We start from the raw sequence: 23,887 nt of genomic DNA, 5'->3' as shown, positions 1-23,887 counted from the left end.
CTTCGCCCGGTTGGAGTTCGCCAAGCCATGGCTCCCCGGCCTCCTTGTTCATGGCTTCTCCGCGATGAGGCCGACGCACGTCGCGGTCAGCAGGCGGGTCAGGGCCGAGGCGAAGTCCAGATTCCATTCGGGCGGCACCACTTCCGGCTCCTCGGCGTAGGCGTCGGTGAGGCGCTCCGGCGGGTTGGCCACCTGCCATAGCGTGGCCGCCAGCGAGTACGCCGCCAGCAGGATGTCCAGCGACCCCGAGCGGCCGAGTTCCGGCAGCGCGTTCTCGATGGAATCGGCGAGCGAGAGCGTGGCGGCCGTGCTGATCCGCTTGACCTCGACCACCCTCTCGGCGTCCACCTCGTGCTCGAGGTGCAGGTGCAGGTTGGCCAGCAGGTCGCAGAACAGCGGGTCGTCGGCCAGGGCATCGGCCAGCGTCTCGGCGATTCGCGACGGCGACTTCGGGCCCGGCTTGGCCAACTTCTCGGACACGGTGGTCGACCAGCGCACCCACCCCTCTGCCGACAGGTGCAGCAGAACTTCCTTGTGCGAGCTGAAGTAGCGGCGGACCGCGGAGTAGTGGATGCCGGCCCGGCTGGCGACGGCGGTCAGGGTGACCGAGGCGACGCCGGTCTCGAGCGCCAGCGAGCGCGCGGCTTCCACGAGTGCCTCCGCACGTTGGCGCTTCTTCTCCTCGGTGCGGGCGCGCTGGAAGGTGAGTTGCGCCACCGCCAGAGCGTAACGCACATTGTGTGATTTGTATAACGCACGGGGCGTGATTTGCGCCGGGTCACTTTGAACCTTCGCGGGCGGGGCAAGGTGTATGTAGGTATGCACACCATCGCGCTCATCGGCTTCCTCGGCGGCCTCATCACCGGCATCTCGCCGTGCATCCTGCCGGTGCTGCCGGTCCTTCTGCTATCGGGCGCGGGCAGTGCCCGGGGACTCAGTGCCGCGGCGCGGCCCTATCTGGTGATCGCCGGCCTGGTGTGCAGCTTCTCGCTGGCCACGCTGGTCGGTTCCGGGCTGTTGACGGCGCTGCACCTGCCGCAGGACGCGATCCGGTGGGCGGCCCTGGTGGTGTTGGTGCTGATCGGCCTCGGGTTGATCTTCCCGCCGCTGCAGCACCTGATCGAGCGGCCGTTCGGGTACTTGCCGCAGCGGCAAATCGGCGCCAACGCAGACGGTTTCGGGCTCGGATTGACTCTGGGCGCGCTGTATGTGCCGTGCGCGGGCCCGGTGCTCGCGGCGATCGTGGTCGCCGGCGGCACGCAGTCGATCGGGGCCGGCGCGTTGGTGTTGACCGGGACGTTCGCGCTGGGCAATGCGCTGCCGTTGCTGGCGTTCGCGCTGGCCGGGCGGCGGGTCGCCGAACGCGTCGCCGCCTTCCGCCGCCGCCAGCGCGCGATTCAGGTCGCCGGCGGAATCATGATGGTGGTGCTGGCCGTGGCGCTGGTCTTCAACCTGCCCGCGATGCTGCAGCGCGCCATCCCGGACTACACGACGGCGATGCAGAACGAGATCGGCGGCAACCAACTCCAGCGCACGCTCAAACCCGCCACGGCGACGCCGCCCGGGGCCAGCGGCTTGCGGCTGAGCCCGGCCGGGGTCAGCGTCAACGGCGCGCTGACCGACTGTATGGACGGCGCCACCCAGTTGCAGCAGTGCGGCCCGGCGCCCGCAGTCAGCGGGGTCGCGGGGTGGCTCAACACCCCGGACGGCAACCCGCTCGACGAGGCGGCGGTGCGCGGCAAAGTGGTGCTGATCGACTTCTGGGCGTATTCGTGCATCAACTGCCAGCGGGCCATCCCGCACGTGGTCGATTGGTACAACCGGTATCACGACGCGGGGTTCGTCGTCATCGGGGTGCACACCCCCGAATACGCGTTCGAGCGGGTGCCCGCCAACGTCGCCAGCGGCGCCGCAGCGCTGCAGATCACCTACCCCGTCGCGCTGGACAACGACTACACCACCTGGAACAACTACCAAAACCTTTACTGGCCGGCCGAATACCTCATCGACGCGAACGGAACGGTCCGGCACACCAAGTTCGGTGAAGGCGACTACGACGGCACCGAGAAGCTGATCCGCGAGCTGATCGCCGACGCCCGTCCGGACGCCCGGCTGCCCGCGCCGACGCAGTCGCCGGACACCACGCCGCGCACCAGGCTCACGCCCGAGACCTACCTCGGGACCGACCGGGCCCGAAACTACGGTGGCGCAGGCGATTACAAGTCGGGCGCATTCGGCTACCCGCCGCAGTTGGCCGACGACAGGTTCGCGCTGGCCGGCCGGTGGAAGCTCGACGACCAGGGCGCCACCGCCGACAGCGACGACGCGACCATCCGGCTGAACTACACCGCCAAGGACGTCTACGTCGTGGTCGGCGGCACGGGCACCCTCACGGTGACCCGGGACGGGAAGACGACGACGACGCCGATCGGCGGGCCGCCCACCCTGCACCGGATCGTGGCCGATGAGGAGGCGCGCAGCGACCAGCTCGACATGCGGGTCAGCCCTGGCCTGCAAGTCTTTTCGTTCACCTTCGGCTAGCCGGCGGGCTTCTTGCGCAGACTGCCCAGCAGGGCGACGAGCACGCCGGCGATCGCCAGGGCCACGCCCGTGAGCAGCGCCAGGTTGAGCCACTGGTGCAGGCTCGCCTCCGCGTGGTCGACCATGACCTCGGCGATGCGGCGGATGTCGCCGGTGGTGTGGTTGAGCGCGGCGTCGACGCGGCGGCCGGCGATCTCGATCCCCGCCCACCCGCCGGCGCCCACCAGCAGCGCGGAAACCCCCAGGCTCGTGAGCGCCTTGCCGCGGCGGCGCGCGGCGGCCAGTGTCAGCACGGCACAGATCACGCTCAGGGCCGCCGCGCCGACGCTGACCCATGGGCCCCAGGTGGCAAGTGGGCTGAGCTGCCCCGGCCGCAGCAACCGCGGCGTCGACGCCGTCAACGGAACACTCAGCGTCGCAGGCACTTTCACGTTGTGGCTGCTCAGTATCCGCTGCAGCGAGGCATCCCCGAGCATCGGCGCCACGTCGATCGCCCACGCTCCGCCGGCCCCGTCGGCGCTGAACAACCAGCGGTGCGCCGCCCGGTTCGCCCCGGCGAACAGCGCCGGAAACGCCGGACCGGCCGTGAACGCGGCGGCGGCCTGGTGCAACTGCGCGGCGTCGACCGGCTGGCGTCCCCCGGTGCGGTCCGCGATGAGCGCCATGGCGCGGTTGGTCAGCTCGTCCGCGGCCGCGGACTGCAGCGCGGGATCACCCGCGGCCCGCTGGGCCAGCGCTGCGTAGCCGCCCTCGCTGACGACGTTGCACTGCAGCCACGCCGCCGGGATCGCCACGGCCAGCGCGACGGTCGTGGCCAGCCAGAGCACCGCCCGCAAGACCGCGGCCACCAATCGCACGTTGCGAAAACCCAAGCCCTAGGGGGCGATTCCGCGCACGAACGCGGCCTGCCCCAGGTGTTGGGCGCAGTCGTCGATGATGCTCACCAACCGGGCGCTGGCCGTCACCGGCGGGTCCCAGTTGGTGTCGACCACCCGCTGAAGTTCGGCGGCGGTCACGCCGGCGACGTACTCGAGGGTCAGCTTGTGCACCGCGTGGTAGTAACCGGACAGCAGGTCAGCGGGCGCCTTGACCTTGCCGACCTGCTCCGGGCCGTGCCCGTAGCCGGTGTCGTTGCGCGGCAGGTCCAGCCCGAACCGGTCCACCCAGCCGTCGCGCAACCACACCTGCTCGACGCCGGCCACGTCGGCCAGCTGGATGTCCTGCACCCGCGCGCTGTGCCAGAGCAACCAGGCGATGCTGTTGGCGTCCGGGGTGACTCGATAGTTGGCGACCTCGTCGGTCAACCCGTCGGCGATGCCGTCGACGTGTTCGATCAACCGGGTGAAGGCATCGCGGAGCAGTTCTTGGGCGGCGGAGTCGGGGCTGGAGGTGTTGGCCATACCAGCGACATTAGATCCTGGCACCACCCGCGGGCGCGGTCGTAGATTATTTGCATGACCTACGACCTCATCATCCGCAACGGCACCATCGTGGACGGGCTGGGCGGTGAGCCGTTCGTCGGCGACGTCGCGGCGCGAGACGGCGTCATCGCCGCGGTGGGCGCCGTCAACGGGGAAGGCGCACAACGGGAGATCGACGCCACCGGGCTGCTGGTCACCCCCGGCTTCGTCGACCTGCACACCCACTACGACGGGCAGTCCATCTGGTCCGAACGCCTGACGCCGTCGTCGGCGCACGGGGTGACCACCGTGGTCATGGGCAACTGCGGGGTGGGTTTCGCCCCGTGCCGCCAGGAGGACCACGAGGTGCTCGTCGACGTGATGGCCGGCGTCGAGGACATCCCCGGCGTCGTCATGACCGACGGCCTGCCCTGGACCTGGGAGACGTTCCCCGAATACCTGGACGCGCTGGACGCCGGCCGGCGTGACATCGACGTCGCCGCGTACCTGCCGCACTCCCCGCTGCGGGTCTACGTGATGGGCGAGCGCGGCGCCAACCGCGAGCCGGCGACCGCCGAGGACCTCGCCAAGATGCGGGCGCTGGCCAAGGAGGCGGTCGAGGTCGGGGCGCTGGGCTTCGCGTCGTCCCGGTTGACCATCCACAAGACGGAAAGCGGTTCGCCCATCCCGAGTTACGACGCCGCGCGCGAGGAGATCGAGGAGATCGCCCGCGGTGTCGTCGACGGGGGTGGCGGCCTGTTGCAGTTCGTGCCGGACATCCCGGCCGGCGGCTACGAACCGGTGCTGCAGATGGTGTTCGACGTGGCCGAGGACGTCGGCCTGCCACTCACGTTCACGCTCGTCGTCGCCAACGCGGGCGACCCGACCTGGCCGGACGCGATCACCATGATCGAGAAGGCCAACGCGGCGGGCGGTGACATCACCGCGCAGCTGCTGCCGCGCCCGATCGGGTTGATCATCGGGCTGCAGCTGTCCGCCAACCCGTTCGTGCTCTACCCGAGCTACCGGGAGATCGCGCACCTGCCGCTGGCCGAGCGGGTCGCCGAGATGCGCAAGCCGGAGGTGCGCGCCCGCATCCTGGCCGACAAGCCCGGCGTCGGCCATCCGATCCTGTACGTCGCGCAGATGTGGGACTGGATCTTCCCGCTGGGCGACAACCCGGACTACGAGCCGGACCCGTCGACCAGCGTCGGGGCGCGGGCCCGGGCCCGCGGCGTCGACCCCATGGAGGAGGCCTACGACCGGCTGCTCGACGACGACGGCCGCGCCATGCTGCTGGTGGCCACCAGCAACCTGCAGGGCAATTCACTGGACACCGTCGGGGAGCTGCTGCACCGCGACGACGTGGTGCTGGGGCTCGGCGACGGCGGCGCACACTACGGGATGATCTGCGACGCCAGCTACTCGACATACTTTCTGGCGCACTGGGCCCGCGACCGCAAGCGCGGGCGGTTCACCGTGCCGGAGGCCGTCCGCGAACTCACCTCGGCGCCGGCCCGCATCGCCGGGCTGGGCGACCGGGGCCGCATCGCAGTCGGGTACAAGGCCGACCTCAACGTCATCGATCACGCCGCGTTGCGGCTGCACAAACCGGTCATCACCTACGACCTGCCGGCCGGCGGGCGGCGCCTGGACCAGACCGCCGACGGGTACGTCGCCACCGTCGTCGCCGGCGAAGTGATTGCGGAGAACGGCGTGCCGACCGACGCCCGTCCGGGCAAGTTGGTCCGCGGGCGGCAGCCCAGGCCGGCAGCCGCGCAATAACGCCACCAACACGGCCAGATCCCGGGTAAGTTGAGCCGGTGACGAGCCCGCATTTTGCGTGGTTGCCGCCAGAAGTGAACTCGGCACGAATCCATTCGGGTCCCGGAGCCGGGCCGCTGCTTGCTGCCGCGGAAGCCTGGGACGGCCTTGCCGAGGACCTGGCATCGTCAGCTTCGTCGTTTTCTTCGGTCACGTCAAATCTCGCCAGCGGGTCCTGGCAGGGTCCGTCGTCCGCGGCGATGATGGCCCTCGCCACGCACTACGTGAGCTGGCTCAGCGCGGCGGCAGCGCAGGCGCAGGCGGTATCCAGCCAGGCCTCCGCCGTCGCGGCCGCGTTCGAGGGCGCTCTGGCGGCGACGGTGCAACCTGCGGTGGTCGCCGCCAATCGCGCACTCGCCCACGCGTTGTCGGCCACCAACTGGCTGGGCCAGAACACCCCCGCGATCGCCGACATCGAGGCCGCCTACGACCAGATGTGGGCGTCGGACGTGGCGGCGATGTACGGCTACCACGCCGACGCGTCGGCGGCGGTGGAGAAGTTGGCGCCCTGGCAGCAGGTTCTGCAGAACCTCGGTTTCCACTTCAGCAGCAGCGGCCAGCTCACGTTCGGCCTCCCGGCGGCGCGGGTTCCGCGCACGCTGTAGCGGGCCGGCCCGCGCCTATCCTGGAGCACCATGCGCACGAAGAAGAGCGTGGACATCGAGCGGCTCGGGGCCGCTCTCCCCGACTACCCGTACGCCTACCTGGTCACCGTGGACGACGACTACCGCGTGCACACCGTGACGGTCGAGCCGCGGCTGCGCGACGCGACCCTCGACGTCGGCCTCATCGGCGGCCGCACCCGGCAGAATCTGGCCCGGCGCCGCGACGTCACCCTGCTGTGGCCGCCGGCCGAGCCCGGCGGCTATTCGCTGATCGTCGACGGCACCGCCGAGGTGACCCCCGCCGGAGACGCGGTGCGCCTCGAGGTGCTGCCCACCCGCGCGCTGCTGCACCGCGACGCCGACCCCGACTCGCCCGAGGCCGCCAAGGGCTGCCTGCACGACTGCGTGGTGTTCTCCCTGCCGGCCTAGGGCGCGCCGTACAGTCTCATCCGTGAGCCGCGTCGCACCGCTCGCCCCGCCGTGGAGCGAGGAAGATGCCGCCGGAATCAACAGCTGGGGCCACCCGGACCGCAGCTACGAGCCGCTGCTGCTGGTGCGCTGCCTGCAGCGTCACCCGGCGCTGGCCACCCGGCTGCGCAAGCTCGGTGAATCGCTCTATGTCGCAGCGCTTTTGCCCGCCCGGACGCGGACGATCGCGATCCTGCGCATCTGCGCGCTGGTCGGTTGCGAGTACGAATGGGGCGGGCAGGCGGCCTTCTGGGGTCCGATCGCGGGCGTCAGCGACGACGAGTGCGACGCGCTGGTGACCGGCGGCGCCGATGATCCGCGGTGGAGCCCGGCCGAGCGAATGCTGATCGGCGCGGTGGATGAACTCGAGCGCACCGGATCGTGGTCGGAGGCGACCTGGACGGCACTGGGGCGCTTCCTCGACGACGAGCAGCGGATCGAATTGCTCACCGCCGTCGGCTGGTATCGCACCATCTGCACGCTGTGCAACGCGCTCGCGCTCGACGTGGAGGGTTGGATGCGGCGCTGGCCCTCAGCGCGCTGACCGGTCCCTCTTGAGGCCCGGGTGCTGGTTCTTCAACAGCGGCAGCAGCACCCGTCGCGGCATGAACTGGAAAAACCGGGTGGAGAGCCGGCTCGGCAGCCCGGCGATTACCGTGCCGCGGTCATGCTCGAGCGCGTCGACCCCCGTGCGCGCGACCTCGCGCGACGGCATCCACATGAACTTCGGGAAGGCGTCGGCGAATGTGCGCTCGTCCATGCCCGCGTTCTTGAGGAACTCGGTGCGCACCGGCCCCGGGCACAGCAGCGCCACGGTGACACCGGTGCCGGCGAGCTCGCCCCGCACCCCCTCGGTGTAGGTCTTCACGAACGCCTTGGTGGCGGCGTAGCCGGCTTGCCCCGGGAAGGGGTGGTATCCCGCGGTGGATCCGACGTTGAGGATCGCGCCGCGGCCGCGCGGCACCATCCGCTGCACGGCGCGGGTGGTCAGGTCGATCACCGCCTCGACGTTGACCCGCACCTGGGCGATCTCGTCGTCGACGCGGGTCTTCGTCACCGAGCCGATGGTGCCGATGCCGGCGTTGTTGACCAGGATGTCGGTGGTCAGCCCGCGGCGGTCGACCTCGTCGAGGAGGCCGGCGCGGGCGGTCGCGTCCGCGACGTCGCAGGCGATCACTTCGACGCGCACGCTTTGCCCCAGTTCTTCGGCCAGCTCGCGCAGCCGGTCTTCGCGGCGGGCGACGAGCGTGACGCCGTGGCCCCGGTCGGCCAACTCGCGCGCGATGTCCGCACCGATGCCCGACGACGCGCCGGTGACCACGGCGGTGCTGGTGGGTGAGGGGGGTGGAAGCGCCATGCGCCGAACCCTACAGTCGCCCGACCGGCGGCCGCATGCCCGGCCAGCGGGGCGTTCGGGTGGGCGCACGAAAAAGCCCGGCCCCCAAGGGGAACCGGGCTTTTTCGTTCGTTGCGGCTTTTGCGCTCTCGGACTTAGAAGTCCATGCCGCCCATGCCACCGGTCGGGTCGCCCGCGGGAGCGGCGGCCTTCTCCGGCTTGTCGGCGACGACGGCCTCGGTCGTCAGGAACAGCCCGGCAATGGACGCCGCGTTCTGCAGCGCCGAGCGGGTGACCTTGACCGGGTCGGCAACGCCGGCCTTGAGCAGGTCCTCGTACTCACCGGTGGCGGCGTTCAGGCCGGTGCCGGCGGGCGAGTTGCGGACCTTCTCGGCCACAACGCCGGGCTCCAGCCCGGAGTTGAAGGCGATCTGCTTCAGCGGAGCCTCGAGCGCGACGCGCACGATGTTGGCGCCGGTCGCCTCGTCACCGGTGAGCTTCAGCTCGTCCAGCGACGGCGACGCGTGCAGCAGGGCCACGCCACCACCGGCGACGATGCCCTCCTCGACGGCCGCCTTGGCGTTGCGCACGGCGTCCTCGATGCGGTGCTTGCGCTCCTTGAGCTCCACCTCGGTGGCGGCGCCGGCCTTGATCACCGCAACACCGCCGGCCAGCTTGGCCAGGCGCTCCTGCAGCTTCTCGCGGTCGTAGTCGGAGTCGCTGTTCTCGATCTCCTGGCGGATCTGGGCCACGCGCCCGGCGATGGCGTCGGTGTCACCGGCACCCTCGACGATGGTGGTCTCGTCCTTGGTGACGACGACCTTGCGGGCCTTACCCAGCAGCGCGACGTCGGCGCTCTCCAGCGACAGGCCGACCTCCTCGCTGATGACCTGGCCACCGGTGAGGATCGCCATGTCCTGCAGCATCGCCTTGCGGCGGTCACCGAAGCCGGGGGCCTTGACGGCCACCGACTTGAAGGTGCCGCGGATCTTGTTGACGACCAAGGTGCTCAGAGCCTCGCCCTCGACGTCCTCGGCGATGATCAGCAGCGGCTTGCCGGCCTGGATGACCTTCTCCAGCAGCGGGAGCAGGTCCTTGACCGTCGACACCTTGGAGCTGACCAGCAGGATGTAGGGGTCCTCGAGGACCGCTTCCTGACGCTCGGCGTCGGTGACGAAGTAGCCCGAGATGTAGCCCTTGTCGAACCGCATGCCCTCGGTGAGCTCGAGCTGCAGGCCGAAGGTGTTGGACTCCTCAACGGTGATGACGCCCTCGTTGCCGACCTTGTCCATCGCCTCGGCGATCAGGTCGCCGATCGACTGGTCGCCCGCGGAAATCGCGGCGGTGGCCGCGATCTGGTCCTTGGTCTCGACCTCCTTGGCCGACTTCAGCAGGGTCTCGGTGACCTTCTCGACGGCCTTCTCGATGCCGCGCTTCAGGCCCAGCGGGTTGGCGCCCGCCGCGACGTTGCGCAGGCCCTCGCGCACCAGCGCCTGGGCCAGCACCGTGGCCGTCGTCGTGCCGTCACCGGCGACGTCGTCGGTCTTCTTGGCGACTTCCTTGACCAGCTCGGCGCCGATCTTCTCGTACGGGTCCTCCAGCTCGATCTCCTTGGCGATGGACACACCATCGTTGGTGATCGTGGGGGCGCCCCACTTCTTCTCCAGGACGACGTTGCGGCCCTTGGGACCCAACGTCACCTTTACCGCGTCGGCGAGGGCGTTGAGCCCCCGCTCGAGGCCACGACGGGCCTCTTCGTCATAAGCAATGATCTTGGACATTGCGAAGTGAATCCTCCGGTTGGGGGTTACACGTCTTTGGCCGGACGCAGTGCCCGCGACGGACGACCGCAGCTGTGTTCGGCTTCGGTCTCACCGTCCCGACCTAGCACTCACTGGTCGCGAGTGCCAAAGTCATTCTTAGCACTCGCCTATGTCGAGTGCAAGAACAGCCGGGTCCTATCGCTGCACGCGTAAACCGTCGATGACGACACCGGTCGCCCGCTCGGCCAATACCGGGTCGTAGGTCTGCATCGCCTGGCAGCCGACGAGGATCGCCTTCACGTCTTGCATGTCGACGTCCCGCCGCGCGGTGCCCGCTTCCTGCGCGGCGCGCAGCAGCTCGCCGAGCATGGCCTTGAAGGCGTCCTCCGCCTCGGGCGCGGCGCAGGCGATGTCGATTCCGTACCCCGCCAGCGCGTCGACCAGGCCGCGGTCCGCGGCCCCCCACTGCAGCACCAGCGAGCGCAGGAACGCGAACAGCGCCTCCCCCGGCCCCTCGGACTCCAACAGGGCGCGCCCGTCGTCGACCATGCTCCGCATGCGGTCCTCGATGACCGCGGTGAACAGCGCCTCCTTCGTGGGGAAGTGCCGATAGACGGTGCCGGCGCCGACTCCCGCGCGCCGGGCGATCTCGTCGATCGGCACGGACAGGCCCTCGGCCGCGAAGGTCTCGTAGGCCACATCCAGCACGCGGGCGCGGTTGCGCGCCGCGTCGGCGCGCAACGGTCGTGCGGGCTGCGCCATCTGTTCACCACCTAGGCGTTGAAAGCGGGGCGCACGTTCCATATAGTTGGAGATCAACCGGAGCGCCCGCCCCGTTTAGTCTATAAGTTGAAGGAGCTTCCGATGGCCAAATGGACCACAGCGGACATCCCCGACCAGGCCGGCCGCGTCGCCGTCATCACCGGGGCTAACACCGGCCTCGGCTACGAGACCGCCGCCGCGCTGGCCGACCACGGCGCCCGCGTCGTGCTGGCGGTGCGCAACATGGACAAGGGCAAGGACGCCGCCGCCCGGATCGCCGCCCAGAGCCCCGGCGCCGACGTGGCGCTGCAGGAGCTCGACCTGACGTCGCTGGACTCCGTCCGCGCGGCGGCCCAACAGCTCAAGTCCGACTACGACCACATCGACCTGCTGATCAACAACGCCGGCGTCATGTACACGCCGAAGGAAACCACCAAAGACGGCTTCGAGATGCAGTTCGGCACCAACCACCTGGGCCACTTCGCGCTCACCGGCCTGCTGCTGGAGCGGCTGCTGCCGGTCGCCGGTTCGCGGGTCGTGACGGTGAGCAGCATGGGCCACCGCATCCTCGCCGACATCCATTTCGACGACCTGCAGTGGGAGCGCTCCTACAACCGGGTGGCAGCCTACGGGCAGGCCAAGCTGGCCAACCTGCTGTTCACCTACGAGCTGCAGCGCCGGCTCGCCCCCCACGGCACGACGATCGCCGCCGCCGCGCACCCCGGCGGGTCGAACACCGAACTGGGCCGCTACACGCCCACTGCGTTCCGGCCGCTCGTGAACGTGTTCTTCTCGGTGATCGCTCAGGACGCGGCGATGGGCGCCCTTCCGACGCTGCGGGCCGCGACCGACCCGGGTGTGCTCGGCGGCCAGTATTACGGCCCGGACGGGTTCGGCGAGGTGCGCGGTTACCCCAAGCTGGTGGGGTCGAGCGAGAAGTCCCACGACGCCGCGCTGCAGCGGCGGCTGTGGGAGGTCTCCGAGCAGCTCACCGGGGTGGTGTATCCCACCGACTGAGCCAATGGTGCCGACCCGCTGCGCCCGGCGCTTGCGATCGGCACTAGGGCAGATGGTGCCGACCCGCTGCGCCCGGCGCATGCGCCGCGCTTGCGATCGGCACTAAGGGCAGGTGCCGACCCGCTGCGCCCGGCGCATGCGCCGCGCTTGCGATCGGCACTAAGGCAGGTCGAGCAGCTGCTCGTAGAAACCGCCGAAGCCGCGGGCCCGGTCGGCCAGGTGGATCTCCAGGATCCAGTGGCAGATGCGGCCGGCCGGGTCCGTGCGCCGCATCGGCTTGTCCGACCCCGGGGCGATGTACCACTCGACGCCGGGGCCTGCGATCTTGCGGTGCGGGAACTCCCCGACCAGATGGCCGGCGATCGAGCTGGCGAACTCGAAACCCTCGGAGTGCGCGACGCCGACGACGAAGTCGTACAGCTCGGCGCCGGTGACGTCGGGGCGCCGGTCGAAGTACTCGCGGCCGGCCTGCCACACCCGGGGCAGCGCATCGCGGAGGGCCGCCTTGTCCGGGTCATCGCCGAGCACGAAGGTGCGGCCGAAGTCCGCCTCCCACTCGGCAAAGATCGGCCCCAGGTCGAGGAAGACGACGTCGTCGTCGGCGACCACCCGGTCCGGCGGGCGCTCGTTGAAGGGCTGCAGCGTGTTCTCGCCGGCCCGGACGATGCGCCGATGCCAGTGCCCGGTGACCCCGAACATGCGCGCGGCCAGGTGGTTGATCTCGTCGGACAGCTGGCGCTCGGAGACGCCGGGGCGGATCATGGCGCGGCGCTCGATCTCGTCGAACAGCCGCTCGGCCCCGGCCTGGGCGTCCAGCAGCCGTGCCACCCGCGTCTGTTCGTCCGCCCCCTGCACACCGGCGATGCTAACTGGCAGGCTGGGCAGATGTCCCTCGTCGTGCCGCCCTATCCCCCGCCCCGCTACACCGCCGACCAGCCCGAGGTCAGCGCCTGGCTCAAGCGGGCCGACTCGCCGCCCGACTATGAAACCGGGGGCGTCAAGTACCACTACCTGGCCAACCAGCGAGACACCGACGGCGACTACGGGCTCTACCGGGTCGACATCCCCGCGGGCGGCGGCGGGCCGGGGCCGCACTTTCACCGGGCGATGTCCGAGGCGTTCTTCGTGTTGTCCGGGACGATGAAGCTCTACGACGGCACCCAGTGGGCCGACGGCCGGCAGGGCGACTTCCTCTATGTGCCGCCCGGCGGCGTCCACGGCTTCCGCAACGGGGCCGACGAGCCGGCGTCGATCCTGATGCTGTTCGCCCCTGGCGCCCCGCGGGAGGCCTACTTCGAAGGCTTCGCGGCGCTGGCCGACATGACCGACGACGAACGCCGGGAGTGGTTCGTCCGCCACGACAACTACTGGGTGCAATAGCTAGGGTGTCGCTGTGCAGGCAACGAAGCTGTCGAAACGGGCAGCGGCCAGGGCTCAGCAAAAACTCGATATGGCGATGAGCGCACCGGTGCGGGCCGCGGCGCGGGTCAAGCGGTCGCGATCGCCGATGCAGATCACCTCGCGGATCGGGGGCGTCACCCGCCCCAGCGGTAGTCGGCGTCGACCAGCTCGCGAGTGCGCTCGAAGAAGGTGCGCCCGCTGTAAGGCAGTTGGGTGACCACCTTCCCGCTGGGATGCCGGAAGTAGTTGTTGCACGCCAGCCATACCTTGCCCGTCATGGCGGCCTGGATCTCGTCGTTGTAGCGGCGCTGCGCGTCGGGAGCCACCTCGACGGTGCGCGCGCCGCGACGGTTCATGACGTCGAGGATGCGGCGGACGAACGTCGTCTGAGCCTCGTGGATGTAGATGATCGAGTTGACGCCGTTGGTGTTGGGGCCGTACAGCGTGAAGAAGTTCGGGTAGCCGGCCACCAGCGTGCCCAGGTAGGCCTCGGCGCCGTCGCTCCACACGTCGGCGAGACGGCGGCCGCCGGTTCCGTACACGTCGATGCTGGCCAGGTAGTCGGCGGCGGTGAACCCGGTGCCGTAGATGATGGTGTCGACGCGGTGCTCGACACCGTCGGCGGTGCGCACTCCGCGCTCGGTCAGCTCGGTGATCGGGGTCGTCTCCAGGGAGACGTTGGGCAGCGCGAACGCGGGGTACCAGTCGCGTGACATCAACGGCCGCTTGCAGCCGGCGGGGTAGTCCGGCGTCAGCTTGGCCCGTAGCTCCGGGTCGGCGACCTTGCGCATGAGGTAGCTGCGCGCCAGCTCGGTCGCCTCCCGCGTCTGGGCGTCGTCGACGTCGAAGCTGGCCGACTCGTACGCGGCGAAGGCCTCGTCGCGCAGCTTGCGCGCCGCGGCCGGGTCGCGTTCGAACAGCTCGTGCTGCTCGGGGGTGAACGGGAAGTCGAACCGGGGCGCGATCCAGATCGGCGTCCGCTGAAACACGGTCAGGTGCGCGGTGTTCGGGGCGATCGCGGGCACGTACTGGATCGCGCTGGCGCCGGTGCCGATGGACGCCACCCGCTCCCCGACCGTCGACTTGCTGTGGTCCCAGCGCGCCGAGTGGAAGCGGCGGCCCCGGAACCGCTGCGTCGCCGGGATGTCCGGGATGTGCGGCATGTCGAGCATTCCCACGGCGCTGACCACCACGTCGAACTCGTGCTCGGCCCCGTCGCCGTCGGTCAGTGTCCAGCGGCGCCGGGTGTCCGACCAGCGCGCGGTGGTGATCGCGGTGTGCGCCCGCAGGTGCGCGCCCAGCCCGTGCCGGGTGGCCACGTTCTCGAGGTAGGCCAGGATCTCGGGCTGGTTGGCGTAGGTCTTGCTCCACCGCGGGTTGGGCGCGAAGGAATACGAATACAGGTGCGACGGGACGTCGCAGGCCGCGCCCGGGAAGGTGTTGTGCCGCCAGGTCCCGCCGAAGCCGTCGGCCCGGTCGAAGAGGGTGAACCGGTAGCCGCCCTCGGCCAGCTGGATGCCCATGGCGATGCCGCCGGCGCCCGCGCCGATGATCGCGACGGTCGGCAGCTCACCCATTCAGGCCCATTGCGCGTAGTACGGCCGCCGCGGGCGGCTCTTCTCCACCAGGATGAACACCACTCCCCAGGGGTCGGCGAACCATGTGGTGCGAACCCCGGCGACCTCCGCGATTCCGTTGACCAGGAAGCGCACGCCCCTGCGCTCCAGCTCCGCCCGGGTGGCGTCGAGGTCCGCACAGATCAGCCCGACGTGGGACAGCCCGTGATCGGTGAGCGCCCGGCCGCCGGCGCGCCCGTCTTCGCCGAGGTATTCGATGACCTCGAGCACCCGATCGCCGTCGTCGTCGAATCCCACAATGGCCGCCTTCATGCTGGGATCCGCCACCAGCTCGCCCATGTCGTCGCGAATGGCGTTACCGGTCATGACATACGGCGGCGAGAGCACACGCAGGCCCAACACGTCGCGGTAGAACGCCACGGCGGCTTCGCAATCCGGAACGCACACCCCGGTGTGGGCCACTCCGGTAATCACGTTCTCGACTCTACGTCGGACCGACGGCCTCACCGGGTCGGCTTGGGAAATCCGACCGGCCGATAATGGCCGGGTGCGGTCGGTAACTGAGCATCAACGTGTCGTAGCCGAACTCATCCGGGCCCGGCCGGCGGTCACCGCCGCGCTGGCCGACGCGCAGGGGCTGGTCCTGGCCGAGGACGTGGTCGCGCGGCTGGCGCTGCCGGTCTTCGACAACTCCGCGATGGACGGGTACGCGGTGCGGGCCGAGGAGACGTCCGGCGCCACACCCGAGCACCCGGTGGTCCTCCAGGTCGCCGAGGACATTCCCGCCGGGCGCACCGACGAGTTGACGCTGAAGCCGAACACCGCGCACCGCATCATGACCGGCGCGCCGCTGCCCGCCGGTGCGACGGCCGTCGTGCCGGTCGAGGACACCGACGGCGGCGTGGAGGTCGTCTCGATCCGCGCGCCGCGCCCGGCCGGCGCGCACATCCGCCGGGCGGGCGAGGACGTCGCCCCCGGCACTACCGTGCTGCGACGGGACCAGGTGGTGACACCGGCCGTGCTGGGCCTGGCCGCGGCGCTGGGCATGGCCGAGCTGCCGGTGCTTCCGCGCCAGCGGGTGCTGGTGATGTCCACCGGGTCGGAGCTGGTGGCGCCGGGCAGCCCGCTGCGGCCCGGTCAGATCTATGAGTCCAACTCGATCATGCTGGCCGGGGCGGTCCGCGACGCCGGCGCCGAGGTGGTCGCCGTGGCGACCGCGGAAGACGATGTGGCGCAATTCAGCTCGGTCCTCGATCGCTACGCGGTCGACTGCGACCTGATCATCACCAGCGGCGGGGTGAGCGCGGGCGCCTACGAGGTGGTCAAGGACGCCTTCGGGCGCGCCGGCGACCAGGGCGTCGAGTTCGTCAAGGTGGCGATGCAGCCGGGCATGCCGCAGGGCATCGGCCGGGTGGCCGGCGCGACCATCGTCACGCTGCCGGGCAACCCGGTCAGCGCCCTGGTGTCCTTCGAGGTGTTCATCCGGCCCGCGCTGCGCAACGCCATGGGCCTGCCGGACCCCGACCGCCCACACCGGATCGCCGTGCTCACCGAGTCGTTGACCTCGCCGCGCGGCAAGCGGCAATTCCGTCGCGCGGTGCTCGACCGCGACTCCGGCACCGTCACCAGTTACGGGCCGCCGGCGTCGCATCACCTCCGCTGGCTGGCGTCGGCGAATGCGCTGCTGGACATCCCCGAGGATGTCGTGGAGGTGTCCGAGGGGACCGAGCTTCAGGTCTGGGATCTCACCTAACCCCCGGGGGGTGGCCGTCCTGGCCCGGCGCAGCCGCGGCGCCGTCTCGTCATTGGCATGCATGTCGTGGGCGGGCGTTCCCCCTGCGGGCCGGAACCAACCGGCCTCCGCCTTTCGTAAGATGGCCGCGTGGCAAGACGCCCCCGCCCTATCGGCCCCACCGCCGAGGATCCAACGTTCAGCCCGCAGCACGCTTTGGGGTTGGTGCGCTCGGCGATTCCGCCGGTTCACCCGGCCGGCCGCCCGTTCATCGCCGGCGGGCTGGCGGTGGCGCTGGCCGGCCGCAGGCACCGGTGGGTGCGGCGGGCCGGCCTGCTGGCGGCGGCCGCCTGCGCGGGCTTCTTCCGCCACCCGCCGCGGGTGCCGCCGGCCCGGCCGGGCGCGATCGTCGCGCCCGCCGACGGGGTGGTCTGCGTCATCGACTCCGCCGCCCCGCCCGCCGAACTCGGCATGGGCGACGCGCCGCTGCCGCGGGTCAGCATCTTCCTTTCGCTGCTCGATGCCCACGTGCAGCGCGCGCCGGTGAGCGGCGAGGTGATCGCCGTGGAGCACCGGCCCGGCCGGTTCGGGTCAGCGGATCTGGCCGCGGCGAGCACCGAGAACGAGCGCACCAGCCTGCGGATCCGGACGCCCAGCGGCGCGGAGGTGGTGGCGGTGCAGGTCGCCGGCCTGCTGGCCCGGCGCATCATCTGCGACGCGCGCGTCGGGGACAAGCTGACCATCGGAGACACCTACGGCCTGATCCGGTTCGGCTCCCGGCTCGACACCTACCTGCCGGCGGGCGCCGAGCCGCTGGTCCGAGTGGGCCAGCGCGCGATCGCCGGCGAAACGATGCTGGCCGAACTGCCATGATCAGCAAGCCGCGCGGCAGGCGGTCGGTGAACCTGCAGATCCTGCCCAGCGCGATGACCGTGCTGTCCATCTGCGCGGGCCTCACCGCGATCCGGTTCGCCCTCGAGCATCAGCCCAAGGCCGCGATGGCCTTGATCGCCGCGGCCGCCATCCTGGACGGGCTGGACGGGCGGGTGGCCCGCCTCCTGGACGCCCAGTCGCGCATGGGCGAGGAGATCGACTCGCTGGCCGACGCGGTGAACTTCGGGGTGACACCGTCGATCGTCATCTATGTGACGATGCTGACGAAGTCACCGGCCGGTTGGGTGGCGATCCTGCTCTACGCGGTGTGCGTGGTGCTGCGGCTGGCCCGGTACAACGCGCTGCAGGCCGACGGCAGCCAGCCCGCCTACACCCACGAGTTCTTCGTCGGCATGCCGGCGCCGGCGGGCGCGGTGTCGATGATTGGGCTGATCGGGCTCAAGTTGCAGTTCGGCGAGGGCTGGTGGACCTCGACGACGTTCCTGTGCATCTGGATCACCGGGACGTCGATGCTGATGATCAGCAAGATCCCGATGCGCAAGATGCACGCCGCGGCGGTGCCACCCAGCTGGGCGGCCCCGCTGCTGGCGCTGCTGGCGATCTGCGCGGCCGCGGCGGTGCTGGCGCCCTACGTCCTCATCTGGGTCATCATCGTCGCCTACCTCTGCCACGTGCCGTTCGCGGTCCGCAACCAGCGCTGGCTGGCCGCCCACCCCGAGGCGTGGTCCGACGAGCCCAAGCAGCGCCGAGCCGCCCGCCGCGCGATCCGCCGGGCACAACCGAACCGCCGGTCGATGGCGCGGCTCGGGCTGCACAAGCCGGGTGGGCGCCTGCGATGAGCCGGCCGGCCGACGATGCGGCCCGTCAGCTCACGCTCACCGCGCGGTTGAACACCTCCGCCGTGGATTCGCGCCGCGGGGTCGTCCGTCTGCACCCGAGCGCGGTCGCCGCACTCGGCATTAGGGAGTGGGACGCGGTGGCGCTGACGGGCTCGCGCACCACGGCCGCGGTGGCGGGCCTGGCCGGCCCGGACACCCCGGTGGGCACCGTGCTGCTCGATGACGTGACGCTGTCGAACGCGGGGCTGCGCGAGGGCACTGCGGTGATCGTCAGCGCGGTCACCGTCTACGGCGCCCGGTCGGTGACGCTGTCCGGCTCGTCGCTGGCCAGCCAGTCCATCTCGCCGGTCACTCTGCGGCAGGCCCTGCTCGGCAAGGTGCTGACCGTCGGCGATGCCGTGTCGCTGCTGCCCCGCGACCTGGGCCCGCCGTTCTCGACGTCGGCCGCCGCCCGCGCGCTGGCCGCCTCAGTCGGCATCAGCTGGACGTCGGAGCTGCTGACCGTCACGGGCGTCGACCCGGCGGGACCGGTCAGCGTGCAGCCCAACTCGCTGGTGACCTGGGGCGCGGGTGTGCCGTCCGCGGCCGGGCCGTCGCAGGAGTTCGTCGACGTCGCGAGCCCGGAGACCGTCGTCGAGGAACTCAAGGGATCGCAGCCGCAGGCCGCCAAGCTCGCCGAATGGCTCAAGCTCGCGCTCGACGAGCCGCACCTGCTCAAGACGCTGGGCGCCGGCGCCAACCTCGGCGTGCTGGTGTCGGGCCCGGCCGGCGTCGGCAAGGTGACGCTGGTGCGCGCGGTCTGCGACGGCCGCCGGCTGGTGAAGCTGGACGGGCCGGAGGTCGGCGCGCTGAACGCCGAAGACCGGCTCAAGACCGTGAGCTCGGCGGCGCGAACCGTCCGCGACGGCGGCGGCGTGCTGCTGATCACCGATGTGGACGCCCTGCTGCCCGCCGCCCCCGAGCCGGTGGCGGCGTTGATCCTGGGCGAGCTGCGCACCGCGGTGGCGACCGAGGGTGTCGCGCTGATCGCCACCTCCGCCCGGCCCGACCAGCTCGACGCCCGGCTGCGCGCCCCCGACCTGTGCGACCGGGAGCTGAGCCTGCCCCTGCCCGACGCCGGCACCCGCAAGGCGCTGCTGGAGTCGCTGCTGAAGTCGGTTCCCGCCGGTGAGCTGGATCTGGTTGAGATCGCCTCCCGCACACCGGGCTTCGTGGTCGCCGACCTGGCGGCGCTGGTGCGGGAGGCGGCGCTGCGGGCGGCGTCGCGCGCCAGCTCCGACGGCCGCCCGCCCGAGCTGAACCAGGAGGACCTGCTCGGGGCGCTGACCGTCATCCGCCCGCTGTCCCGTTCGGCCAGTGAGGAAGTGGCCGTCGGCAACGTCACCCTCAACGACGTCGGCGACATGGCCGAGGCCAGGCAGGCGCTCACCGAGGCCGTGTTGTGGCCCCTGCAGCATCCCGACACCTTCGCCCGGTTGGGCGTCGAACCGCCCCGCGGGGTGCTGCTGTACGGGCCGCCCGGCTGCGGCAAGACCTTCGTCGTGCGCGCCCTGGCCAGCACCGGGCAGCTGTCCGTGCACGCCGTCAAGGGTTCCGAGCTGATGGACAAGTGGGTGGGCAGCTCGGAAAAGGCCGTGCGCGAACTGTTTCGGCGCGCCCGCGACTCGGCCCCGGCGCTGGTGTTCCTCGACGAGATCGACGCGCTGGCGCCCCGGCGCGGGCAGAGCTTCGACTCGGGCGTCACCGATCGGGTGGTGGCCGCGCTGCTGACCGAGCTCGACGGCGTCAACCCGCTGCGCGACGTCGTCGTGCTGGGCGCCACCAACCGGCCGGACCTGATCGATCCCGCGCTGCTGCGCCCGGGCCGGCTGGAGCGGCGGGTATTCGTCGAACCGCCCGACGCCGCCGCCCGACGTGAAATCCTGCGCACCGCGGGCAAATCGGTCCCGCTGAGCGACGACGTCGACCTCGACGAGGTGGCCGCCGGGCTCGACGGCTACAGCGCCGCGGACTGCGTGGCGCTGCTGCGGGAGGCGGCGCTGACGGCGATGCGGCGCTCCATCGACGCCACCGACGTGACGGCCGCCGACATCGTGGCGGCGCGCCAAATCGTGCGCCCCTCATTGGATCCCGGGCAGGTCCAGGCGCTACGCGCCTTCGCCAAAGCTCCGTAGCACGGCCCGCACCGACGCCGCGACGTCACGTTCCAGCCATTTGGGCATCGGGTCGTCGTGGGCGTGGCGCCGGACCACCGCGTACGGCAGGTCCGCGACCGCCCGCGCGACGGCATCGACCGACCGGGGCCTGCTGTTGCCGTACAGCCCGCGGGCCAGGGCCGCGATTCGCTCGGTCAGCGGGGCGTTCATCGCAGCCAGCGTCTCGCGGAACTCCGCGTCGGGTTCCTCATCGAGCAGGTCACCGGGCCGGATCGTCAACAACAGCCGGGCGTCGTCGGGCAGCTCACGCGCGAAGCTGACGGCAGCCACGGCCATCGCCGTGGCGGTTTCCATCGGCGTCTGGCCGTCGGCGGCCAGCGCCCGCGCCTGGAACCGGCCCAGCGCGCGCAGCCACGCCGCCGTCAGGATGCCGTCGCGGTTGCCGAACCGGTGATAGAGCGTGCCCGCCGGGGCGCCACTGGCCTGAGCGATGGCCGCGACGCTGGCCGCGCGCGGTCCGCCGTCGAGCACCAGGGCCCGGGCGGCGTCGAGGATCACATCGGTTTCGTGCTTCCGCGGAGGTGCCACGATCTAGTACATTCCTTCTATATGGAACGATTACCCTATATCGATGAGCATGCCATAACCGTCGACGCGAATCGTGGCGACACGTGGTCGGCGCTGTTAGGGGTGCTGTGCCGGGACCCCGGCGATCCATCGACCGTGCCGCCCGGTTTCGTGCTGGACGAGGCGCGAGCGCCGGAGCGGTTCGCGCTCAAGGGCAGGCACCCGTTCGCGGTGTACCGCTGGGTGTTCGAGCTGGAGGACGTGGCGCCGCGGCGCACGCGGGTGCGCGCGGCGACCTGGGCGGCCTTCCCGGGCGTGCACGGGAAGGCGTACCGAGCGCTCGTCATCGGCACGGGCGGTCACCGCATCGTCACGCGGTGGACGCTGAAACGCATCGCCCGCGCCGCCGCGCACGCCGATTATGCCGACGTCTTCGAAGTGCCCCTCCCGCAGGGCGACTCACGCACCGCCGAGGAGACGTTCCGCGACGCCCTGCGCGATGCACCGGGCGGGCGCGTGGTCTTGTGGATCCACCGCCACGTGCTGAGGTTCGACCTCGGGCCGGTCTCGTCGCCCGATCACATCATCGGCTGGACGATCGCGCGCTCGGATCGCGACGAGCTCGCGCTGACCGTCCACGGGCCCCTGATGCGCGGCGAGTTGACGCTGCGGCGCCACGACGATCGGCGCGCCGGCCTCACCACCCGCGTGCACTATCGCCACAGGTTCACGGCCCGCGCGGTCTGGGCCGTCGTCGGCCCGCTGCATCGGGCCGTGGCGCCGCGGCTGATGGCGCGGGCGGCGGTGTGGCAACGTATTCCGGCATGACCGAGCATCCGACCGCGCTGGACGTCGTCGACGGAATCGACCTGTCCGGCAAGGTCTGCGTGATCACCGGCGCGTCGTCCGGGCTGGGGCGCGAGTCGGCCCGGGCGTTGGCCGCCGCGGGCGCGCACGTCGTCCTGGCCGCCCGCAATCCGGCGGCGTTGGCGGAGGCGTCCCGGTGGATCGCCGCGGAAGTGCCGGGCGCGCGGGCCTCGACAGTCGAACTCGACCTGACCGCGTTGGCCGGCGTGCGGGCGGCGGCGGGCGCGATCCGCGACATCGCCCCGGCCATCGACGTCCTGATGAACAACGCCGGGGTGATGTTCACGCCGTTCGCCAGGACGAGCGATGGCTTCGAGATGCAGATGGGTACCAACCATTTCGGGCATTTCGAGCTGACCCGGCTCCTGGTTCCGCAGCTCGCCGCCGCCGGACGGGCTCGCGGTCAGGCCCGGATCGTCAACCTGTCGTCCGCGGGCCACGTGCTGGGCGACGTGGACTTCGACGATCCGCACTGGGAGCGTCGCGGGTACGACAAGTTCGCCGCCTACGGCGCGTCGAAGACGGCGAACATCCTGCACACCGTTGCGGCCGATCGCTGCCTGCGCGACAAGGGAATTCGCGCGTATGCCGTGCATCCCGGCACCGTGGCCACGTCGCTTGCGCGGCACATGTCCCGCGAGGACTTCGCGCGGCTGCGCAAACCGACGGGCGAGCGGCTGGACGTCACCACGCCCGACCGCGGCGCGGCCACCCAGGTGTGGGCGGCCGTCAGCCCGGAGCTGGCCGGCCGCGGTGGGCTGTATCTCGAAGACTGTGGGGTCAGCGACAACGCGGCGCCCTACGCCCGCGACGAGCGGCGCGCGGAGCGGTGGTGGGAGCTCTCCGAGGAGTTCACGGCTCGGGCAGCGGGGTCCACTCGCGGGACAGCCGCGACGTAAAAGTCGGGGGCCTTCGTTCGAGAAACGCGGCCATCCCCTCGCGCGCGTCGGCGCCGCCCATCACGCGATGGTGCAGCCGGGTTTCCAGCGCGGCGACCTGCCGCGGGCTGTAGTGGTTGATCGCGGTGTCCCATAGCAGGCGCTTGCACAGCGCCGCCGACATCGGCGCGACGTTGACCGCGATGTCGCGGGCCAGCTCGACCGCGTGGTCGAGCACCTGGTCGGCCGGCAGCGCGCGGTTGGCGATGCCGAGCGCCACCGCCTCGGCCCCGCCGAAGGTCCGCCCGGTCAGCAGGATGTCCGCGGCCACCCCCAGCGTCGTCAGGTGCGCCAACGTCCAGTGCGACATGCAGTCGGGCAGCACGCCGCGGCGCACCTGCACCACACCGTATTTGGCGTCCTCGGCGACGATGCGCAGGTCCGCCTGCAAGGCGATGGTCAGCCCGATGCCGATCGCGTGTCCGTTGACGGCCGCGATCACCGGCTTGCGCAGCTCGAACGCGGCGGGGGTGATCGGTGACGCCGAGAACCCGTCGGCCGGGGTTCCGAACGGCTCGGCGTCGCCGGAGAAGTCAGCCCCGGCGCAGAAGGCGTCGCCCGCCCCGGTCACGACGATGGCCCGGACGTCGTCGTCGCCGTCGCAGTCGTAGTACGCCCGGCTCAGCAGCGCGCCCATGTCGGCGGTGTAGGCGTTGAGCCGCTGGGGCCGATTGAGCGTGAGCACCGCCACGCCCGCGTCGACGTCGACCGTCACGTCGGGGCTCATCGCAGGACCGGTGTCCGGTGCAGGGCACCGATCAGGTCGGCGATGTCCGCGGCGCGCGGCGTGTAGCCCGGGAAGTAGCAGCACACCTCCGTGGCGTGCTCGGAGAACCGGGCGGCGATCTGCTGCGCGCATTCCTCGGGGTTGCCCACGATCCCGATCCGCGCCACCACGTCGTCGCCGATCAGGCGGCGCATGTCGGCGAACCGGCCCTGCTTGGACAGGGCGTTCAGCTCGGGGTGGATGTCGGCCCATCCCTCGGCCTCCAGCACGGGCAGGTAGGCCGGGGTGGAGCCGTAGAACGAAATCAGCGCCGCCACACCGTCGATCGCGGCCGTGAGGTCGGCCTCGTCGCGGCCGACGGCGACCATCGCCTGGGCGATGATCTGGAATCCGTTCCAGGTCCGGCCCGCGCGGCGCAGCCCATCGGCGACCGCCGGGATGGTGCGCTCGGCGAAGTGGCGCGCGCTGTTGAA

At 71.1% G+C, this 23,887-nt stretch carries 25 protein-coding genes; 13 read left to right on the top strand and 12 right to left on the bottom strand.

What is annotated here, in order from left to right:
* Positions 1-48: 48 nt before the first annotated feature.
* A complete protein-coding gene (locus A5692_RS25625) occupies positions 49-735 on the bottom strand; it encodes a TetR family transcriptional regulator (RefSeq protein ID WP_102419974.1) in 687 nt (228 codons plus the stop codon).
* Positions 736-819: 84 nt separating this feature from the next.
* Here A5692_RS25625 and A5692_RS25620 point away from each other — a divergent pair, with 84 nt between their 5' ends.
* The gene (locus A5692_RS25620) at positions 820-2,541 is read left to right on the top strand and encodes a cytochrome c biogenesis protein CcdA (RefSeq protein ID WP_068061767.1); all 1,722 of its coding nucleotides are present in this window, start codon (positions 820-822) and stop codon (positions 2,539-2,541) included.
* Here A5692_RS25620 and A5692_RS25615 read toward each other — a convergent pair.
* Positions 2,538-3,398 (bottom strand): hypothetical protein, encoded by an 861-nt coding sequence (locus A5692_RS25615; RefSeq protein WP_068061817.1) that lies wholly within the window; start codon positions 3,396-3,398, stop codon positions 2,538-2,540. The two genes, A5692_RS25620 and A5692_RS25615, sit on opposite strands and share 4 nt — an antisense overlap.
* Positions 3,399-3,416: 18 nt before the next feature.
* Positions 3,417-3,941: a mycothiol transferase gene (locus A5692_RS25610; RefSeq protein ID WP_068061765.1), complete on the bottom strand. Its 525-nt coding sequence runs from the start codon at positions 3,939-3,941 to the stop codon at positions 3,417-3,419.
* Positions 3,942-3,995: 54 nt separating this feature from the next.
* On the opposite strand from A5692_RS25610, the gene A5692_RS25605 reads away from it, so the two are divergent.
* From A5692_RS25605 to A5692_RS25590, 4 genes are read left to right on the top strand one after another with little or no spacing between them, the layout of a single operon-like run.
* On the top strand, positions 3,996-5,726 hold the full coding sequence (locus A5692_RS25605; protein WP_068061763.1) for an amidohydrolase family protein: 1,731 nt from the start codon (positions 3,996-3,998) through the stop codon (positions 5,724-5,726).
* Between the two features lie 38 nt (positions 5,727-5,764).
* On the top strand, positions 5,765-6,370 hold the full coding sequence (locus A5692_RS25600) for a PPE family protein (RefSeq protein ID WP_082963079.1): 606 nt from the start codon (positions 5,765-5,767) through the stop codon (positions 6,368-6,370).
* Positions 6,371-6,400: 30 nt separating this feature from the next.
* Complete coding sequence (locus A5692_RS25595) at positions 6,401-6,799, top strand: hypothetical protein (RefSeq protein ID WP_068061760.1); 399 nt, start codon at positions 6,401-6,403, stop codon at positions 6,797-6,799.
* Between the two features lie 22 nt (positions 6,800-6,821).
* Positions 6,822-7,382 carry a carboxymuconolactone decarboxylase family protein gene (locus A5692_RS25590; protein ID WP_068061759.1) on the top strand — a complete coding sequence of 187 codons (561 nt, stop codon included), beginning with the start codon at positions 6,822-6,824 and terminating at the stop codon, positions 7,380-7,382.
* On the opposite strand, the gene A5692_RS25585 is transcribed toward A5692_RS25590, so the two are convergent.
* The 3 genes from A5692_RS25585 to A5692_RS25575 form a co-directional block, all read right to left on the bottom strand.
* Positions 7,371-8,195, bottom strand: a complete 825-nt coding sequence (locus A5692_RS25585) for an SDR family oxidoreductase (RefSeq protein WP_068061757.1) — start codon at positions 8,193-8,195, stop codon at positions 7,371-7,373. The genes A5692_RS25590 and A5692_RS25585 overlap by 12 nt on opposite strands.
* A 134-nt stretch (positions 8,196-8,329) precedes the next feature.
* Positions 8,330-9,955: a chaperonin GroEL gene (gene groL, locus A5692_RS25580; protein WP_068061756.1), complete on the bottom strand. Its 1,626-nt coding sequence runs from the start codon at positions 9,953-9,955 to the stop codon at positions 8,330-8,332.
* Between the two features lie 177 nt (positions 9,956-10,132).
* Entirely contained in the window at positions 10,133-10,699 is a 567-nt protein-coding gene (locus A5692_RS25575; protein ID WP_068061753.1) for a TetR/AcrR family transcriptional regulator, read from the bottom strand.
* Positions 10,700-10,801: 102 nt separating this feature from the next.
* Here A5692_RS25575 and A5692_RS25570 point away from each other — a divergent pair, with 102 nt between their 5' ends.
* Positions 10,802-11,716 carry an SDR family NAD(P)-dependent oxidoreductase gene (locus A5692_RS25570; RefSeq protein ID WP_068061814.1) on the top strand — a complete coding sequence of 305 codons (915 nt, stop codon included), beginning with the start codon at positions 10,802-10,804 and terminating at the stop codon, positions 11,714-11,716.
* A 159-nt stretch (positions 11,717-11,875) separates the two neighbouring features.
* On the opposite strand, the gene A5692_RS25565 is transcribed toward A5692_RS25570, so the two are convergent.
* Positions 11,876-12,571: a M24 family metallopeptidase gene (locus A5692_RS25565; RefSeq protein ID WP_068061750.1), complete on the bottom strand. Its 696-nt coding sequence runs from the start codon at positions 12,569-12,571 to the stop codon at positions 11,876-11,878.
* Positions 12,572-12,601: 30 nt separating this feature from the next.
* Here A5692_RS25565 and A5692_RS25560 point away from each other — a divergent pair, with 30 nt between their 5' ends.
* On the top strand, positions 12,602-13,096 hold the full coding sequence (locus tag A5692_RS25560) for a cupin domain-containing protein (RefSeq protein WP_068061744.1): 495 nt from the start codon (positions 12,602-12,604) through the stop codon (positions 13,094-13,096).
* Between the two features lie 155 nt (positions 13,097-13,251).
* Here A5692_RS25560 and A5692_RS25555 read toward each other — a convergent pair whose 3' ends face one another.
* Both A5692_RS25555 and A5692_RS25550 read right to left on the bottom strand, forming a co-directional pair.
* On the bottom strand, positions 13,252-14,694 hold the full coding sequence (locus tag A5692_RS25555) for an NAD(P)/FAD-dependent oxidoreductase (RefSeq protein ID WP_068061737.1): 1,443 nt from the start codon (positions 14,692-14,694) through the stop codon (positions 13,252-13,254).
* Positions 14,695-15,168, bottom strand: a complete 474-nt coding sequence (locus A5692_RS25550) for a VOC family protein (RefSeq protein ID WP_068061727.1) — start codon at positions 15,166-15,168, stop codon at positions 14,695-14,697. It abuts the gene before it with no gap.
* Positions 15,169-15,241: 73 nt separating this feature from the next.
* Here A5692_RS25550 and glp point away from each other — a divergent pair, with 73 nt between their 5' ends.
* From glp to A5692_RS25530, 4 genes are all read left to right on the top strand, one after another.
* The gene (gene glp, locus A5692_RS25545) at positions 15,242-16,447 is read left to right on the top strand and encodes a gephyrin-like molybdotransferase Glp (RefSeq protein WP_068061722.1); all 1,206 of its coding nucleotides are present in this window, start codon (positions 15,242-15,244) and stop codon (positions 16,445-16,447) included.
* 129 nt (positions 16,448-16,576) lie between these two features.
* Positions 16,577-17,299 carry a phosphatidylserine decarboxylase gene (locus tag A5692_RS25540; protein WP_068061719.1) on the top strand — a complete coding sequence of 241 codons (723 nt, stop codon included), beginning with the start codon at positions 16,577-16,579 and terminating at the stop codon, positions 17,297-17,299.
* Entirely contained in the window at positions 17,296-18,159 is an 864-nt protein-coding gene (gene pssA / locus A5692_RS25535) for a CDP-diacylglycerol--serine O-phosphatidyltransferase (RefSeq protein ID WP_068061716.1), read from the top strand. Before A5692_RS25540 ends, pssA begins: the two co-directional genes overlap by 4 nt.
* Positions 18,156-20,333: an AAA family ATPase gene (locus A5692_RS25530; RefSeq protein ID WP_068061713.1), complete on the top strand. Its 2,178-nt coding sequence runs from the start codon at positions 18,156-18,158 to the stop codon at positions 20,331-20,333. Before pssA ends, A5692_RS25530 begins: the two co-directional genes overlap by 4 nt.
* On the opposite strand, the gene A5692_RS25525 is transcribed toward A5692_RS25530, so the two are convergent.
* On the bottom strand, positions 20,307-20,903 hold the full coding sequence (locus tag A5692_RS25525) for a TetR/AcrR family transcriptional regulator (protein ID WP_068061709.1): 597 nt from the start codon (positions 20,901-20,903) through the stop codon (positions 20,307-20,309). The genes A5692_RS25530 and A5692_RS25525 overlap by 27 nt on opposite strands.
* Positions 20,904-20,924: 21 nt before the next feature.
* Here A5692_RS25525 and A5692_RS25520 point away from each other — a divergent pair, with 21 nt between their 5' ends.
* Both A5692_RS25520 and A5692_RS25515 read left to right on the top strand, forming a co-directional pair.
* Complete coding sequence (locus A5692_RS25520) at positions 20,925-21,710, top strand: DUF2867 domain-containing protein (protein ID WP_068061706.1); 786 nt, start codon at positions 20,925-20,927, stop codon at positions 21,708-21,710.
* Entirely contained in the window at positions 21,707-22,648 is a 942-nt protein-coding gene (locus A5692_RS25515; RefSeq protein ID WP_068061704.1) for an SDR family NAD(P)-dependent oxidoreductase, read from the top strand. The genes A5692_RS25520 and A5692_RS25515 overlap by 4 nt, the downstream gene beginning before the upstream one ends.
* Here the strand turns inward: A5692_RS25515 and A5692_RS25510 are convergent.
* Both A5692_RS25510 and A5692_RS25505 read right to left on the bottom strand, forming a co-directional pair.
* Positions 22,602-23,414: an enoyl-CoA hydratase/isomerase family protein gene (locus tag A5692_RS25510; protein WP_068061700.1), complete on the bottom strand. Its 813-nt coding sequence runs from the start codon at positions 23,412-23,414 to the stop codon at positions 22,602-22,604. The two genes, A5692_RS25515 and A5692_RS25510, sit on opposite strands and share 47 nt — an antisense overlap.
* Positions 23,411-23,887, bottom strand: a 477-nt coding sequence (locus A5692_RS25505) for an LLM class flavin-dependent oxidoreductase (RefSeq protein WP_156766279.1), incomplete at its 5' end; no start/stop codon positions are given. The genes A5692_RS25505 and A5692_RS25510, both read right to left, overlap by 4 nt.

It is taken from the genome of Mycobacterium sp. E342 (genome assembly GCF_001667665.1).
In the GTDB taxonomy this organism is placed as follows: Bacteria; Actinomycetota; Actinomycetes; order Mycobacteriales; family Mycobacteriaceae; genus Mycobacterium.
Note: the sequence above shows the minus strand (reverse complement) of the source record. Positions and strands in the feature narration are given on the sequence as shown.

Bases quoted from the DNA above. Each gene is read 5' to 3' on its own strand.
- A5692_RS25620 (WP_068061767.1), top strand. From the start codon at position 820: ATGCACACCATCGCGCTCATCGGCTTCCTCGGCGGCCTCATCACCGGC.
- A5692_RS25610 (WP_068061765.1), bottom strand. From the start codon at position 3,941: ATGGCCAACACCTCCAGCCCCGACTCCGCCGCCCAAGAACTGCTCCGC.
- A5692_RS25605 (WP_068061763.1), top strand. From the start codon at position 3,996: ATGACCTACGACCTCATCATCCGCAACGGCACCATCGTGGACGGGCTG.
- A5692_RS25595 (WP_068061760.1), top strand. From the start codon at position 6,401: ATGCGCACGAAGAAGAGCGTGGACATCGAGCGGCTCGGGGCCGCTCTC.
- A5692_RS25585 (WP_068061757.1), bottom strand. From the start codon at position 8,195: ATGGCGCTTCCACCCCCCTCACCCACCAGCACCGCCGTGGTCACCGGC.
- groL (WP_068061756.1), bottom strand. From the start codon at position 9,955: ATGTCCAAGATCATTGCTTATGACGAAGAGGCCCGTCGTGGCCTCGAG.
- A5692_RS25575 (WP_068061753.1), bottom strand. From the start codon at position 10,699: ATGGCGCAGCCCGCACGACCGTTGCGCGCCGACGCGGCGCGCAACCGC.
- A5692_RS25570 (WP_068061814.1), top strand. From the start codon at position 10,802: ATGGCCAAATGGACCACAGCGGACATCCCCGACCAGGCCGGCCGCGTC.
- A5692_RS25560 (WP_068061744.1), top strand. From the start codon at position 12,602: ATGTCCCTCGTCGTGCCGCCCTATCCCCCGCCCCGCTACACCGCCGAC.
- A5692_RS25555 (WP_068061737.1), bottom strand. From the start codon at position 14,694: ATGGGTGAGCTGCCGACCGTCGCGATCATCGGCGCGGGCGCCGGCGGC.
- pssA (WP_068061716.1), top strand. From the start codon at position 17,296: ATGATCAGCAAGCCGCGCGGCAGGCGGTCGGTGAACCTGCAGATCCTG.
- A5692_RS25530 (WP_068061713.1), top strand. From the start codon at position 18,156: ATGAGCCGGCCGGCCGACGATGCGGCCCGTCAGCTCACGCTCACCGCG.
- A5692_RS25520 (WP_068061706.1), top strand. From the start codon at position 20,925: ATGGAACGATTACCCTATATCGATGAGCATGCCATAACCGTCGACGCG.
- A5692_RS25515 (WP_068061704.1), top strand. From the start codon at position 21,707: ATGACCGAGCATCCGACCGCGCTGGACGTCGTCGACGGAATCGACCTG.
- A5692_RS25510 (WP_068061700.1), bottom strand. From the start codon at position 23,414: ATGAGCCCCGACGTGACGGTCGACGTCGACGCGGGCGTGGCGGTGCTC.